The following is a 16256-nucleotide window of genomic DNA, read 5'->3' as shown; positions in this document are numbered from 1 at the left end:
CCTCGTCCCTTCGGGGTTGCGAGAACACGATGAAGCACTAACTTGTGTAAATTTGATTGAATTGTATAGATTTAGTTAAGTTTATCGTATCGGAATAAAGGATACAGCAGGAGAAATTACGAAAGCAATTATGACAGGTGTATTGAATCCAGATTGGTCGTATGTATCTTTGCCAGATGGTGAAGATTTATTACATGGTTTGATTGATACGTTGGCAATTGCGATATTAGGTACATTTATTTCTGCCTTTTTATCTGTTCCATTCGCTTTTTGGGCGGCAACGAATATGAGCAGTGGAAAATTAACTTCAGGAACTGGGAAATTTGTACTTAGTTTTGTTCGTACATTTCCGGAATTAGTTATGGCACTTTTATTTATAAAAGCTGTTGGACCAGGCTCTTTTGCCGGAGTTCTAGCTTTAGGATTACACTCTATCGGAATGTTAGGGAAATTATATTCAGAAGGAATTGAAAATATAGATAAAGGACCGACGGAAGCGTTAATAGCTACAGGTGCGAATCGCTTCCAAATACTTTGGTATGCAGTATTACCACAAGTATTACCGGATTTTCTATCGTATACGTTATACAGGTTCGAAATTAATGTACGATCCGCTGCCATTTTAGGTGTTATTGGAGCAGGTGGGATTGGCACGCCTCTAATTTTTGCACTGAGTTCACGCAATTGGTCTCGTGTGGGGATTATTTTATTAGGCATCATTTTAATGGTCATTATCATTGACTTTATTTCAAGTTCGATAAGGAAGAAAATCGTATAAGTTATTTTAGAAGCACCTACAAAGGGTGCTTTTTTATATAATAAGAATAATGAATGTGGACATTATGGGATAACAGGGGGGATATTTTGGCTTTACAACATGAATTTGTATTTGTTTCAAATGAAAAAAAAGGATTGGATTTTAAAGGTATAGATTGGATTGAACTTTGTTTTTTATACAAAGAAGAGGCAACGATAGATGAGTGTGTTGTATTAAGTGATGAGTTAATCGTATATCTATTAGATTTCATCCATTGGATTCCAGTCTATTATCCAGCGAAAAGAGCAGAAGGGTTTGGAATTCATTATTATGGTATTACAAAAATTGAGCAACAAGGAGCAGTGATAGCAGAACAGTTATTTTGTTTGCTAGTTAATATGTTTTCTCTAGCGCCAGAAACAATCGAACTGACAGGGAAGTTTCAATGGGAAAATGATAATAATACTGATGGAGAATATGAAAGATACGTATTTGATCGAGATGAATTATGCCAAGATTTAAATTCTTTTATTCGTTTGCTTTGCAGAGTGAAAAGTGGGGAAGGATATATTTTGCATTATGGAATTTGAAAATGATGAATAAATATACAGATAATTCCCTTTCTTTTTAAAATAAAAATAATGAAAAAGTATGTCATATTGAATACCCATACATTCCCGAAATCATTGATTTTTTTATGAAAAACCAAAAAAATATCAACATATTTGTCGATACATGTTGTATAATCTTGCGTGGGAAGCTATCATATAAATGTATAAAACGTTTACTAATATAAGCGAAGGGAAGAATAGCATGTCACATTCAATCGAACAACTTTCTATCAACACGATTCGCACATTATCCATCGATGCGATTGAAAAAGCAAACTCTGGTCACCCAGGAATGCCAATGGGTGCAGCACCAATGGCTTATACATTATGGACTCAATTTATGAAACACAATCCAAATAACCCAACGTGGTTTAACCGTGATCGTTTCGTATTATCTGCAGGTCATGGTTCAATGTTACTATACAGCCTACTTCACCTATCTGGTTATGATCTAACAATGGATGACTTAAAGAACTTCCGTCAATGGGGAAGCAAAACTCCAGGACATCCTGAGTACGGTCATACAGCAGGTGTAGACGCAACTACTGGTCCACTTGGACAAGGTATTGCAACTGCTGTAGGTATGGCAATGGCTGAAAGACATTTAGCGGCTAAATATAACCGTGATGCGTATAATGTAGTAGATCATCATACATACGCTATTTGTGGTGATGGAGATTTAATGGAAGGCGTTTCTGCTGAAGCATCTTCATTAGCTGCTCATTTACAATTAGGTCGTCTAGTTGTGCTTTATGATTCAAACGATATTTCATTAGATGGCGATTTAAATCGTTCATTCTCTGAAAGTGTAGAAGATCGTTACAAAGCATACGGATGGCAAGTAATCCGTGTTGAGGATGGAAACGATATTGAAGCTATCGCGAAAGCAATCGAAGAAGCGAAAGCTGACGAAAAACGCCCAACGCTAATTGAAGTAAGAACGACAATTGGTTTCGGTTCTCCAAACAAATCAGGAAAATCAGCTTCACATGGTTCTCCACTTGGTGTAGACGAAACAAAATTAACGAAAGAAGCATATGCATGGACTGCTGATCAAGACTTCCATGTAGCAGAAGAAGTATATGACAACTTCCGTAAAACGGTACAAGATGTTGGTGAAACTGCGCAAGCAGCGTGGAACACGATGCTAGGTGAATATGCACAAGCATACCCAGAATTAGCAAATGAATTGCAAGCGGCAATGAATGGTCTTCTTCCAGAAGGTTGGGAGCAAAACTTACCAACTTATGAATTAGGATCAAAAGCAGCAACTCGTAATTCTTCAGGTGCCGTAATTAATGCAATTGCAGAGTCTGTACCATCATTCTTCGGTGGATCTGCTGACCTTGCTGGTTCTAACAAAACATACATGAATAACGAAAAAGACTTTACAAGAGATGATTACAGCGGTAAAAACATTTGGTACGGTGTACGTGAGTTTGCAATGGGTGCAGCAATGAACGGTATTGCACTACATGGTGGTTTAAAAACTTACGGTGGTACGTTCTTCGTATTCTCTGATTACTTACGTCCAGCAATTCGTCTTGCAGCATTAATGCAATTGCCAGTAACGTATGTATTCACACACGATAGTATCGCTGTTGGTGAAGACGGTCCAACACATGAACCAGTCGAGCAGTTAGCAGCGCTTCGTGCAATGCCAAATGTATCTGTTATTCGTCCAGCTGATGGTAACGAATCTGTTGCAGCTTGGAGACTAGCTCTAGAATCTACAAACAAACCAACTGCTTTAGTATTAACTCGTCAAGACCTTCCAACATTAGAAGGTGCAAAAGACGATACGTATGAAAAAGTAGCAAAAGGTGCATATGTAGTTTCTGCAAGCAAGAAAGAAACGGCGGATGTAATCCTACTTGCAACTGGATCTGAAGTAAGTCTAGCTATTGAAGCACAAAAAGTTCTAGCAGTAGACGGCGTTGACGCAGCTGTTGTCAGCATGCCATCTATGGATCGCTTTGAAGCTCAAACTGCTGAGTACAAAGAATCTGTATTACCAAAAGCAGTAACAAAACGTTTCGCAATCGAAATGGGTGCTACATTCGGATGGCACCGTTACGTAGGTCTTGACGGAGATGTGTTAGGTATCGATACATTCGGTGCTTCTGCTCCTGGTGAGAAGATTATGGAAGAGTATGGATTTACTGTAGAGAACGTTGTTCGTAAAGTAAAAGAAATGCTTTAATGATTTTAGAAAAATCTCTCCGGCATGGAGAGATTTTTCTATGTAAATGAGTTTTTTCGACAGAAAAAGTTTTTTATCTCTCCGCAGTCAGACAATCATTGCAAAATTTCTTCTATATAATGAAGGGAAAAGGTTGTCCAGATTGGGAGGCAAAAGATGAAAACGTATGAATTGTATTTAATTCAAGAGGATATTGCGAAAGCTTACTTTGGTCGTGAATATTTGTTTTTTGATTTATTTTCTCGATTTTCAGAATCTGTTTCCCTTTCGGAGAAAAAAGTGTTATATAAACAAATGATGTATATAACGAGGCCATTACAAGTAATGAAAATTCATCATAAATTAGAACAAGCTTTGCGGGTTCTTGGTAAATATGATCGAACAGACCATACACATACACTTTATACAGGAGCGGAATACGGCGAAATAATGGTGAAACCGCACTATATTCGCATGAATACCTCTGGAAATGTTTCTATGGAAACGACTTTCTTTGAGGTGTTGAGAAAGTGTGAATTAACATTTTTAGCTATGGATTATGAAAATACAAAGTACGGATGGCTGAATCCTCTAAAACAAGTACGAACATATGTGTAAAAAATGTCGAATTGTATCTTGTCTTATTGAAAAGGTTTTAGTACACTGTAAGGTAGACAACATGAAGGAGGAAAATATATGCCGATTTGGTTAGGTATTCTAGTGGGCGTAGTAGCACTAGTAGCAGGCGTGGCGTTAGGATTTTTCATTGCCCGCAAATACATGATGAACTACTTAGAAAAAAATCCACCAATTAATGAACAAATGTTAAAAATGATGATGATGCAAATGGGACAAAAACCTTCCCAAAAGAAAATCAATCAAATGATGAGCGCAATGAGCAAGCAACAAACAAAATAAGCGCATGGCTAATCCTTAGAGCCACAAGCGTTTCATCGCTCTGATATAAGCATTAATTTCGTGTGAATGAATAAACTCAATGTATTCATTGGTTTATCTTTCTCTGAAATTTTTACGGAATTTGCTTTATTTTTCTTAAAAACCACTTTTTCTGTTGGAATATCAACCAATGGGAAAGGTGGTTTTTTTGTTTGGAATTAGAAGATGTAATTGAAGAGTATTTGTATCACTGTCTGGCGAAAGGATTCACACCGAAAACAATGAAGAATAAACGTCAAGAAATGAAGCAATTAAAAAGGTTTTTAATGGATGAGAAGGGGATAAGCGAGTTAGAAGACATCAACCCACTACATTTAAAGCAATACGTTAGAACAAAGCATAAGGAGGGTTTACAGCCACAATCAATAGTATCCATGTTTAAAATGGTTCGTGCTTTCTTTAGTTGGTGTCAGAAAGAGGAATACCTTAAAGGAAATATTGCAAAAAAGGTGGAATTGCCGAAAGTTCCTAAAAAATTACTAAAGGGATTTACCATTCAAGAGGTATCTGCAATGATAGACGCATTTAGTTATAAAAACTACATTGAAGCAAGAAATAAGGCAATAGTAGCCATGCTAAGTGATTGTGGACTTCGAGCGATGGAGGTTAGAGGATTATTGACTCAAAACGTAAAAGAAACAACGATTTTAGTTAATGGTAAGGGGAATAAGGAGCGTATTATGTTCATCTCGCCACCGTTAAAAAAGATTCTAATTCGATATGAGAGATTAAGAAAACAATATCTCAAAGATAAAATTGTTAAGACAGACAATTATTTTTTGTCTTATACAGCCGACCCATTGTCGCATATGGGGATTTACAATGTAATTAAAGAAGCAGGAAAAAGGGTAGAAGTTGAAGAGGTAAGATGTAGTCCACATACATTTCGCCATTTCTTTGCTGTTCAGTGTATTTTAAATGGAATTGATATCTTCACATTATCAAAATTACTAGGTCATTCTGATGTATCGACCACACAGCGTTATTTACAGTCATTAGAGGATTTTGAACTTATTAAAAAGGCAATGCCATCTAGCCCATTAATGAATATTGGTAGGTCTTCATAATAACTTTCTCATCACTGATATTGAAACAGAAAGCGTCATTGCTTCAATAGTTATTTAATTGTCAAAGAAAAAAGAAGTAGAGTGCTACCAACACCCTACTTCTTACGTTAGTTTTCGCTAAAAAACTGAATAGGAAAAATCCTACACCTTCATTTTATCGAAAAAAAATTGATGATGCAAGGGTTATTAAGTATTGTCTTTTTTATGAAGTGTACGGTAATTTTCAAACGTGGGAATGACCTAACACCACGCTAAAAACTTGAACAGGTTCGCTAAGCCAATGTCATAAAATTAAGCGTATACTCACAAATGCGTTTCCTTGTTTGCGCTGAGTATAGTCTAGGAGAGAACGTCCATAAACGGTTTGGTAAAGGTTGCTTGGTGTACTGCGGTACAGGTAGCAACGAATAAGAAAGATAATATTAGGTTACGAATAATTAAGGATATGTCAGCGGTACAATTCCTTCCCTAAATCTTTCAGCATGTTGGACAAGCATAACATGTTAAAAGTTCGTTGTAGATGGAAATCTAACGTTCAAACAGGGTGTTACTATACGGAAACCTTAACCCGATATACAATGTTGGAGTGACAATGAACGTCTGCTTTATATCGCTGTAACTTTTTCGTTTTTTTGCGATATAAGGTAGTCATTCTCTGCCCTAGCCGTTGTCCTTCCCACTCAACCAATGTGAAGGACGGGCACCTCGTGTCAATAGAAAAATGAGTAGGTGCTCAAAAGCACAAAAATTTTAAAAAGTCAAGGGTTATATAACATATTTTTTGACAAATGTAACAAAAAATGTTATACTTTAGTTAAGGGTTTGGGAGAACCTATGTATAGATATAAGGGGAAAGAAGTATGAGAGAATTAATTAAAAAGTATCAAGAAACTGGACAAGATAGAGAAATTTTAGAGGTATTATTGGATTATGTGGATGAAGATTTAACAACATTAAAATACAATGATAATGCACCGGAAGTAGAAGATGGTTTAAAATATGTGGCGTATCGTATTAGAGCATTCATGATGAAAAATTGTTTTGCAAAGAGAAATGCTAGAAACTTAATTGAAAGAAGCAATCAATCAGAGGATTTTGAAGGATTGCATGAATTTTTAGATTGTTTATATGAAGCAGATTGGATTGAATTAGATTGGAGAGCATTGCGTAATTATGATTTTTCTTCAATTTATGCTAATGAAAGCGAAGTAAGAGATTATTTACTAGATTCACAGTATGACTTCTTTAACCTTTTAAACCAATTTGAAGGATTAAGTCAAAATAGTGATGAGTTTAAAACAGATTTTAAACAAACTAAAGATAATTTATTACCATTGTTTGAAGAAGCATTTCTTTACGCAATTAAGAAAGTGGATTGTGAGAGAGAAATAAAAGAAATGGTTAAATATATAAACAAAGCAATGTTGACGAAATTCATTGAATTACAAATGAAGAGAGATAATGTTAAGCGTATCCGTAAAGGAAATAAATCTACATATGTAAAGGCAGAAACAAATGCAGAAGAAACAGATATTTGGATGATGATGTTTGGAAAAACATTGAAGCATGTTGGAGGTTTGGAAGCGTTTAATTTATGGCTTACACCAAAACAAACTAAATTTGTGCAAGATGTTTACAACATCATTGAAAGAGATTTAAAAGAAAACAACACAAATGCTTTCAGATGGAAAGAAGATGGCACACCTGTTTTGAAGAAACGTCATTTAGCGGAACAAATAGATATGGATGAAACAAACTTCAAACAAACAATAAAGCGTTGTGAGAAGAAAATTTATGATAACTGGAAAGAAGTCATTTCCAATAGATTCTAGACCACTCATTTTAACTGTATGAGTGGTTTTTATCTGTTTATACTTCGAACAGTATTAAAACCTTACGCAAGCAAATATGAATGGGAAAATATTACACTTTTCCATATATTTATTTTATGTATGAAGGCGTTAAATTAATAATGTTTTTTGCTTTCAAATTGAAAATTTTAATTATGCAACCCTTTTGCATAATCAATTCCCCTCAAAGGGATTACCTTAAAATTAGTTGCAACGGACTGCTAACCGTTGTAACCTGCTAGGATTTTATCTTAGTGATAGCCAACTTGTGGAAACGGTACGACTGTACTGTTTCCTATTTTTATTGAATTAAAAGGAAGTGTTAAATAAAAATGGACGAAATCAATAATCAAGAACAGGTACAAGATGTTGAGGAAACCGAAATTGAAGACACTCAACAAACTGATGAAATAGTTGAAGAGAAAACTTATTCGCAAGAAGAAGTAAATGAACTACAAGAACAGATTGATGAGTTATCACAATACAAGCCAAAAGAATTAACAGATGATGAAATTAAAATTCAGCAAAAGTTAGAAGCGATTTGGCAAAGAGAAGTTACGCACATCTTAAAAGAAGAAGGCGTTGAAGTTTTTGCTGACTTCATTAACGTTTCTGTAGATGATACAGAAGCACTAAATAATCAAATTACAAAATTAAAGGAAATCATTGGTCAACTAGAGTTGGCGAATGGATATAAACCGACAAATCATAAACAAGTGGACAGTTATAGCATTGCTAAGAAAAACAAAGACACTAAGAGTATGATAAGTCAAAAATTAAATTTTTAATAAAAGAAAGAGGAAAAAAGAATGTTAGATTCTAAAAAATTAACTACACAAGAAAATATTCATCTAACTGATGAAATCGCTTTAGTAGCACCTATTGCTACTCCATTTTTCGCATTACTTATGAGCAAAGGTTTATACGTTGACAGTAAAGGTAAATTCCACACATGGAGAGAAAAAACTCTTGATGGTACGGCTGACATTACAGTTGATGAAGGTGTTGACGCTACTCAATTCGTACAATCTGGACGTGCTGAATTAAACAACGTTATGGAAATTTTCTACAAAGCAACTTCTGTATCTGGTACTGCACAAGCAACAGGGGCAGTTAGTGACTTATTCGCACAAGAAATTAATGACCGTTTAGTTGAACTTGCTATTGGTATTGAGAAAAAACTTATCTCTGGTATTAAGAATGATGGTGCAAGTGGTAAACGTCAAATGGATGGTATCTTGAAATTCGCTGATGCAGGTAACGTTGTAAACGGTGCTACAGCAAACGTATTACAAGAAAAAGAAGTTAAGGAACTTGTTAAGAAATTATGGACAGCAGGAAATGAAAATGGTGAATTTTACGCTCTAGTTGGTGCAGACATCAAAGACCAAATTGATGAATTATACAAAGACCGTTACTCTTACCAACATGTTACAAATGATTTCGGTATTGTTGTAAATTCTGTAGAAACCTCTTATGGAAAAGTTAACTTTATCCTAGACCGTTATATGCCAGCAGATAAAATTGTTGCATTTGATATAAACGCTCTTAAAGTTGCTTTCCTACGTCAACCACAATTCGAAGCATTAGGTAAAACTGGTGACAATATTAAAGGTCAAGTAGTCGCAGAAGCAACTCTTGAAGTTGGAAGTAAAAAAGCAGTTGCAGTATACAACTTAAAAACTTCTTAATAAGGGTAGAGGGGCAACCCTCTCCTATATTATTTTGACAACCGTTAAAAATTTTCAATGGGAGGGTAAATTAAAGTGAACACTAAAGATGAATATGTGTTAAAGCGTAGGAAAAAGAAGATTCGTTTACGTCAATTAGCCGAATATATTGGTTGTTCGCAATCGCTAATTAGTCAATATGAAACTGGTAATTGCGAAATGGATAGAGTCAAAATTGATAAGTACAAAGAATTTATAGATAATTTCCGAAAAAACTCTTGACAATTCGATTTTATGTAACACATAAATTTGGAAAGTGTAACAAAAAATGTTATACTATGTATAGGATGAGGAATCATCCGAATAAAAAAGATAAATTAAAGGAGTGAAATATGTGGAAGTAGTAAAAACTTAACTCTTTTACTCAATCAGCACGTGAGTAAAAGGGGAAACAAAGGAATAACAAATAACATTTATAAAGGTTAATAAATAAATAAAAAGATGAAACTTGGATTTTATCAAACATTAAAAACATAAATTAGTGCAAAAGTTTTTAAGAGTGAAAGTTACACTTTCGCTAATTTATGAAGCAAGATTTTAAAAACAAATTTCCTCAATGGGTATTTGAGGAAGCAGATTATACAGTATGCATGAGTGATGATATTGATAGTTTAGTTGGTGCAACAATCATCAAACAAGTTAAAGATTGGGAGGTGGAACACTTCTATGATTTCAACAATCTTTACTCTACAAATAAAAAAGACAAACGTAAAGCAGTCGGTGTTGATATTGCCCTTGTAAAAGGCATGACATACGACAACCACGTAACAATACTCTCCAATACAAGTAAACCAAACATAATGAGTGCAAATCCAAACATAATTGAAAGAGTTTCAAGAGATAATTACACAGACAAATATGCAATGAGTACAGCATTACTATTATACGCATTATATGATATTCCATTGCCTTCAACAGAAGATGGTATGTTAATGCTCATGGCAATTGATTCTAGTTACTTAGGATACTACGATAAAAGATTTAAAAAAGTGCAATGTGAATGGCTAGAAAAGATGGGCATGGAAGAAATGATTCGCCTTCAAGAAAGACATTCTTTAAAAGATTTTGTAGAGGTCAAAAGAAGATATGATTCTTCTAAAAAAATATTTTTAAATGATAGCGGTTTCTTGGAAACAGAAATGAATTTAGAAGGTATTGGTAAATTGCTAGAGTTGGATATTATCCTTCCAAATAAACAATTTGAAATTAGAAAAGAATTTACTCGTGATAAATATGATTTGAAAAGTGGTAGCAAATACGACAATCAATTTGTTAATGACTATTACAAACCATTTTCATATGCTCTTACGAAAACAAATGAATTAAATATGACTGTTTAAATTAAAAAGGAAGATACATATGGATATGAATAAATATTTCTTCTGTTACAGTACAAACCTACAAGAGTTTTTAAGATATGAAAAATATATTAGATATATTTGTACTGCAAGACATATGACATCGAATAAACAATTTTGGTTGTTTGAAAGAACAGAAGAATTAAATATTGCATTGGCTGAATATAGAGTCAATGGTGAAAAGTTAGAATTAAAAAGGAATTATTTACAAAGTTAATTTAAAAGAAGGGTTGGATGTTAAATGAAAAACATTACTGCAAAGGATTTATTTTTTTGCTATAACAAGCAAGTTGCAAAATTTTTAAGATATGAAAAAAATATTGAATTTATTACAAAAGCATATACAAAAGTAGGCGTTGAGTTTTACCTGTTTCAATGTACGGATGAATTAGAAAAAGCATTGGCTGAATATAAAGATAGTAAAAAGTAACATATAACAAATGATAATCGAAGATAAAACAAAGGGGTAATCTAAAATGTTAACTGAAAAGGAATTTAAATCAAGAATTGAGTACTACAAACAAGATGATAGATTTGGGAAAATATTTCTTCCGAATAATATATTTGAAGTATTATTAAAAGATGAGCGATTAACAAAGAAAGGAAAGCGAACTACAACACATATTGATGTAGCGTATGCTTTCATATATTTATACACTTGGTTATACAGAAATGCAAAGTATGGAAGTATGAGTACAGAAAACTCAAAGGTTGGGTCATTAAAAGAATTAATAGGATTCTCTAAAACAGAGAAGAGAATCAATTACATTATAAATAAAGATGGTGTACTTGATGATTTAGGATTAACACGAACAATACCATATAAAGATGCACCTGCACGTTTTCAATTTAATGAGGATGTTATTGAGTTTTATACAGTATCAGATGAAAAGATTTCTATAACAAACAACAGACAAATTGTTAAAGAGCCAGTATTTGCACTTGAAAATAGTGATGGAGAATATGGTTACGGAACATTTTTTGGAAGCATGGATAATGACAATATCGCTAATACACATAACGTTGATTTTGAAGTGTTTATTAAGTGCATGACGAATGATAAGTTAGGAACTGATGCTTTTTACTTATACAGTTTCTTAAAACACAAGTGTGATGTATCTGGTGGCTCAATTGAAATTGCATTAACAACTATCTCACAACAAACAGGAATTACAAGAGGTAAGCGAAATGACGCATTAGAAAACTTAAAGAAATATAATTTAATACATTGTACTCCTGCTACATATATAATTGATGGAGAACCAGATGGAGCAAGTATTTATAAATGTAAAGGTGCAGAGAATTATATTAGTGATGGTGTTAAATTTAATACAAGAACAGTAGCAGGAAAGAAAAAAGAAGAAGTGTAATTGAAGGCACGTTCTTAATTGGAACGTGTTTTTTTGATGCAACATTTCAAAAGGTTACCGATAGTGACTAATATAATATATATTATTAGTGATTAGTTATTATATATAAAATAAAAAATAACGATACATAATTATATATTATATTACTCACTAAACGTAACCTTTTGAAATATCGTATAAACGATAATTGAAAGGAAGTAATTTAAAATGACACTTAAAGAAGCATTACAGAAAGTTACAAAAGAGAATCGAATGTATTTTAATTATAAATTTCCAGATACACGATTCAATCAAACTATTCAGCCGAAGAATGAAGAAGAATTTCTTATTTCAGTTGGTAGAAAAACTATGAATGGTTTTACGAATTGGGAGAAGACACCAGAATATGCAAATTTGGTGGCACTATACTTACAATCTAAAATGATTGATGACATTTACAAAATCTATGATGTTGTAAGAGTTAAGGCACTTGAAGGTGAAAGTAAATCAATCACAGATTTTCTTAAATTAAATAAGGAAATCAACACTATTGTCAAAGCAGGTCGTGAACTTATTGACGATGAAATTGAAGAAGATGATGGGTTGAGTTTATAGTGAGTAAAAAATTAACAAAAGAAGAAAAGTTACAAATCATCAACAATGACCCTGTGTTATGGCTTAGAAATTTCGTCAAAATCACCACAAACACAGGTGATTACATACCATTTGTGGTTAATGACCAACAAAAGCAATTCATTGAGGAAATGGAACGCTTTAATGTAATTGCAAAGGCAAGACAAATTGGTTTTAGTACAATGTCATTGGCTTTGTGTTTATGGATGTCAATGAATAGACCACGAACAAATTATATGATAGTTTCCTATAAACAAGAATCATCAACATCATTATTTGACAAATTAAAAATGATGTATGATGACCTTCCACATGACAAATTTAAGTTTCCAAAAGATGTACAAAACAACAGAGGACAAATGAAATTTGATAATGGTTCATCTATTACGCTTGCAACCGCTGGAGGTAAAGATGTGGGGCGTGGTACTACATATGAATATATTTTGTTATCAGAATTTGCATTCTATGAGAATCAAGAATCAATTTTATTATCAGCAGAACAAGCATTGGCAAAGAGTAAAACATCAAAATTAGTAATTGAAACAACTTCAAACGGTTTTAATCCCTATCAAAAACTCTTCATGAACGCATATAAGGGAAATTCTAAGTATAAAGCATTCTTTTTCCCTTTCTATTCTTCCTCATACGCAAAACAATTCAAAGATGATTATGATGAAGCAGAAGCATGGTACAAATTAGATAATAAAGGAAAACGTCTTACTAAAGACGATTTAGAGCAAGAAGAAATATTTTTACACAATCAAGGTGCAACGCTGAAACAATTAATGTGGCGTAGATGGAAACTACTTGATATGACTCTGCAACAGTTCTATCAAGAGTTTCCTGCAACACCAATGGAGTCATTTATCAGTAGTGGATTAAACGTTTTCGACCAACAGAAGATTGTCGAACGCTTGAAATATATAAAAAAACCATTGTTATATAAAAATGTAAAGATGGTTATTCCAGATAGTATTGCGAAGTATATTGGAAAATCATTAATGATTTATGAATTACCAAAACAAAGTGTTAGATATTATGGGGGTGTAGATACTGCAAGTGGTAGCGGTGGTGACTATTCTACTATCTCAATTTTAAATGCAGATGGTGAACAGGTGCTAAGTTTTTATGATAATAAAATTCCTGTTTATGAATTTGCTAAGTTACTTGATATCATTGGGAAGTTTTATAATTATGCTTTCTTAACAGTAGAAAGAAACTCTTTTGGTACTCCAATACTAGAACGTTTAAGAAAAGAATATGAGTATATGAATTTGTACAAGCATAAAGTTTTCAATCAGCAGTTAGGTAAAAAACAATTACAGTTAGGATACCAAACTACACAAGTAACAAAAAATATTATGATTACAGATTTAAAAGAGCAATTTGAATTGGAAATGATGCTTATAAATTGTCAAGAAACATTAGAGCAAATGCAAATTTTTGTTGAAACAGATGGAAAGACAGGAAATAAAAAAGGTAATGACAAACATGACGACTGTGTCATTGCTATGGCATTAGCAATTCAAGGTATTAAACAAAATAAATGGTATGTTTAGGAAGGTTTTTGTATCCTTTTGTCGAATTATATTGATTAAAAGGAGATGATTTAGTTGAGTTGGACAGATGCATTTATTGATTCTTTAAAAGATTGGAATGAGTTATGCGCAGTAAAAAATATTAAATTAGAAGATGTTTTGGGGCAAATCGGCTATAGGATTGGACAGCAAGGTTTGGTAGATAATAGTACGTTAGAAGGTTTGGAAGATAGAATTAATTTTCTTGTTACTAAAGAAAGAATGGATGAAAGATTTCTAATCGAATCTTTAATAAATCAAGTTACAGTAATCTTAAAAAATATGCTTAGTGAATTAGGTGAGAATATAATTCAAGCAGAAAAAATGAAGGAAAACCTTGAGGGACAAGGTTCATTAAAAGATATCTATGATAGAAAACTTGCGGAGTTAAAGAGCCCCTCATACGCTCATAATGCAAGGCATCAAATAGACACTTGGGAGTTTGTTGTTAATAAGAAATTTTCTTCAACAATAAAAAACCAGTTCGAAATAGAGGATTTTATGAAAGCATCAGAAAGAGTAAAGAAAGATTTTGCAAAAATTCCTCAAGAAGATTTAAATTTATCGTTTGGTGACCTTCATAAAAAGTAAAATGAATAAAAAAAGCATCCTTTTTAAAGGGTGCTTTTTATTTTGGAAAGGAAGAAAGAAATGGATTTAAAAGATTATATTAAAACCGTACATAACGGTAATCAATTTTGGTTTGCTGATGAGGTGTCTCATTTTGAAAACCAGAGAAGAATTTTAGATACAATTGAGAAGAAAAAATATTTAGATGGTAGACATGCAATCTCAAATAGAGTTGTAGAAAATTATAATGGTAAGCCATATGAACAACGAGCAATTTTGTTACAATATGCAAAATTAATTGTGAACCTTGAAACTACTTACCTATTAAAAAAACCGATAACTTTTACTGGTGAGGAAAAAATTGTTGGAGATATGCAAAGAATGTACAAGAAAGGTAATTATGACAAGATCGACTTTGACCTGCTAAACAACTTAGTTAAGTATGGTAACGCATATGAGTATGTGTATATCAAAGATGATAAGAACGTGAGTAGTAAGGTCATCCCTACTGAATGTGGATACCCTATCTATAACGATGAGAATGACATGATTGCATTCGTTGAGTACTATACATCATTAGAGAGTGACTTCTATGTTGTCTATACACAAGAGGAAGTAGTGAAGTATTCAACTATTGGAGGTAAGGACTTACGTGTTGTGGGTTCTTATAAGAATGTTAGCGGTTTACCAATTCACTATAAAACAGATAATGAATTAAGCACAACATTTGGAAAGAGTGATTTAGACGACTTCATTAATATCATTGATGCTATGGAGGATTTACTATCTAAGTTTAGCGATTCTTTCTATAAGCATCATAATCCAATCCCTGTTGTAATTGGGCAACAACTAAAAGGAGAGGGGCTGAATCCTCATATCGTTGGTGGTGGAATTACTTTAGATGATGGTGCTGACTTTAAAATGGTAAGTAACGGTGTCAATCATAAGGCATTTGAGGTAATCTTCAATACACTAATGCAACAACTAATTAACATTGCAAGTGTACCTGCTGTTGCTTTAAATGCTAGTGATGTAAGTAATCTTAGTGAGATGAGTATGAGAATGCTGTATCAACTTGCAGACATGAAGGGTGGCATCAACGAGCGTCACTTGAGAGAGGGACTAGAGCAACGTAACGACAAGGTAGTGGGGCTGTTAGGTAAGCAAGGTAAGGCATACAGTGATGATGCTATTGACACATTAGACATGGTGTTCCACTATGCAAGACCAGTCAATGAGACAGAGGTCATTGATAACTTAGTTAAGATGTATGGTGTTGGTGCAATCAGTATCGAGTCATTGGTCGCAATCAATCCATATGTTAGCAACGAGCACCTAGAGTTGAAGCGTATCTTAGAGAGAGAACAACGAATGAGTGAGCAGAAGCAAGTCAATGAGCAAGTGTAAGCAAAGACAAAGGATGCAAAAGCAGACGTTGAAACTAAGCGAGAGGGTGTAGTCGAGGGATAAGAGAGACAGATGTAAGTGTTGTGATTGTGTGTGGTGAGTTAGTGAAGATATTGGTATATCAGTGTTTAATGATGTAAAGGTATTACTTTCATGCGACACACTTTTAAGTAATGCATGTGTGCGAGGATGAGCCGAGCCAGAAAAT

At 33.5% G+C, this 16256-nt stretch carries 16 protein-coding genes and 2 pseudogenes; all 18 read left to right on the top strand.

Going from position 1 to position 16256, the window contains the following annotated elements; all coding sequences use genetic code 11:
- Positions 1–91 precede the first annotated feature (91 nt).
- Positions 92–778: pseudogene (gene phnE, locus J0835_RS18005) on the top strand (phosphonate ABC transporter, permease protein PhnE); the annotation flags it as partial.
- 86 nt (positions 779–864) lie between these two features.
- Positions 865–1347 carry a coproporphyrinogen III oxidase gene (locus J0835_RS18000; RefSeq protein WP_087981550.1) on the top strand — a complete coding sequence of 161 codons (483 nt, stop codon included), beginning with the start codon at positions 865–867 and terminating at the stop codon, positions 1345–1347.
- A 223-nt stretch (positions 1348–1570) separates the two neighbouring features.
- Positions 1571–3571, top strand: coding sequence for a transketolase (tkt, locus tag J0835_RS17995; RefSeq protein WP_087981549.1), 2001 nt, complete (start codon positions 1571–1573; stop codon positions 3569–3571).
- A gap of 156 nt (positions 3572–3727) precedes the next feature.
- Entirely contained in the window at positions 3728–4168 is a 441-nt protein-coding gene (sirA, locus tag J0835_RS17990; protein ID WP_087981548.1) for a sporulation inhibitor of replication protein SirA, read from the top strand.
- A gap of 78 nt (positions 4169–4246) precedes the next feature.
- Positions 4247–4468: a YneF family protein gene (locus J0835_RS17985; protein ID WP_001123316.1), complete on the top strand. Its 222-nt coding sequence runs from the start codon at positions 4247–4249 to the stop codon at positions 4466–4468.
- 191 nt (positions 4469–4659) lie between these two features.
- Complete coding sequence (locus J0835_RS17980; protein ID WP_000418117.1) at positions 4660–5574, top strand: tyrosine-type recombinase/integrase; 915 nt, start codon at positions 4660–4662, stop codon at positions 5572–5574.
- Between the two features lie 860 nt (positions 5575–6434).
- Entirely contained in the window at positions 6435–7406 is a 972-nt protein-coding gene (locus J0835_RS17975; protein ID WP_001208667.1) for a hypothetical protein, read from the top strand.
- Between the two features lie 350 nt (positions 7407–7756).
- A complete protein-coding gene (locus J0835_RS17970; protein WP_000343503.1) occupies positions 7757–8212 on the top strand; it encodes a hypothetical protein in 456 nt (151 codons plus the stop codon).
- A 21-nt stretch (positions 8213–8233) separates the two neighbouring features.
- Positions 8234–9115, top strand: coding sequence for an SU10 major capsid protein (locus tag J0835_RS17965; protein ID WP_000887340.1), 882 nt, complete (start codon positions 8234–8236; stop codon positions 9113–9115).
- Positions 9116–9190: 75 nt separating this feature from the next.
- On the top strand, positions 9191–9376 hold the full coding sequence (locus J0835_RS29240; protein WP_001092647.1) for a helix-turn-helix domain-containing protein: 186 nt from the start codon (positions 9191–9193) through the stop codon (positions 9374–9376).
- A 368-nt stretch (positions 9377–9744) separates the two neighbouring features.
- Complete coding sequence (locus J0835_RS17960; RefSeq protein WP_140379015.1) at positions 9745–10494, top strand: hypothetical protein; 750 nt, start codon at positions 9745–9747, stop codon at positions 10492–10494.
- A gap of 19 nt (positions 10495–10513) precedes the next feature.
- Positions 10514–10729 carry a hypothetical protein gene (locus J0835_RS17955; protein ID WP_000367452.1) on the top strand — a complete coding sequence of 72 codons (216 nt, stop codon included), beginning with the start codon at positions 10514–10516 and terminating at the stop codon, positions 10727–10729.
- 24 nt (positions 10730–10753) lie between these two features.
- Entirely contained in the window at positions 10754–10942 is a 189-nt protein-coding gene (locus tag J0835_RS17950; protein WP_000790396.1) for a hypothetical protein, read from the top strand.
- 46 nt (positions 10943–10988) lie between these two features.
- On the top strand, positions 10989–11882 hold the full coding sequence (locus tag J0835_RS17945; RefSeq protein ID WP_000954670.1) for a hypothetical protein: 894 nt from the start codon (positions 10989–10991) through the stop codon (positions 11880–11882).
- A gap of 207 nt (positions 11883–12089) precedes the next feature.
- Entirely contained in the window at positions 12090–12476 is a 387-nt protein-coding gene (locus J0835_RS17940; protein WP_000172733.1) for a hypothetical protein, read from the top strand.
- Complete coding sequence (locus tag J0835_RS17935) at positions 12476–14053, top strand: terminase large subunit domain-containing protein (RefSeq protein ID WP_000038765.1); 1578 nt, start codon at positions 12476–12478, stop codon at positions 14051–14053. The genes J0835_RS17940 and J0835_RS17935 overlap by 1 nt, the downstream gene beginning before the upstream one ends.
- Before the next feature lie 54 nt (positions 14054–14107).
- Positions 14108–14662 carry a hypothetical protein gene (locus J0835_RS17930; RefSeq protein WP_000119145.1) on the top strand — a complete coding sequence of 185 codons (555 nt, stop codon included), beginning with the start codon at positions 14108–14110 and terminating at the stop codon, positions 14660–14662.
- Between the two features lie 60 nt (positions 14663–14722).
- Positions 14723–16111 (top strand): annotated as a pseudogene (locus tag J0835_RS17925) (phage portal protein).
- Positions 16112–16256 lie beyond the last annotated feature (145 nt).

The organism is Bacillus cereus group sp. Sample62, from assembly GCF_036851315.1.
Lineage (GTDB): Bacteria > Bacillota > Bacilli > Bacillales > Bacillaceae_G > Bacillus_A > Bacillus_A wiedmannii.
This window is presented reverse-complemented; position numbering and strand designations above follow the sequence as displayed.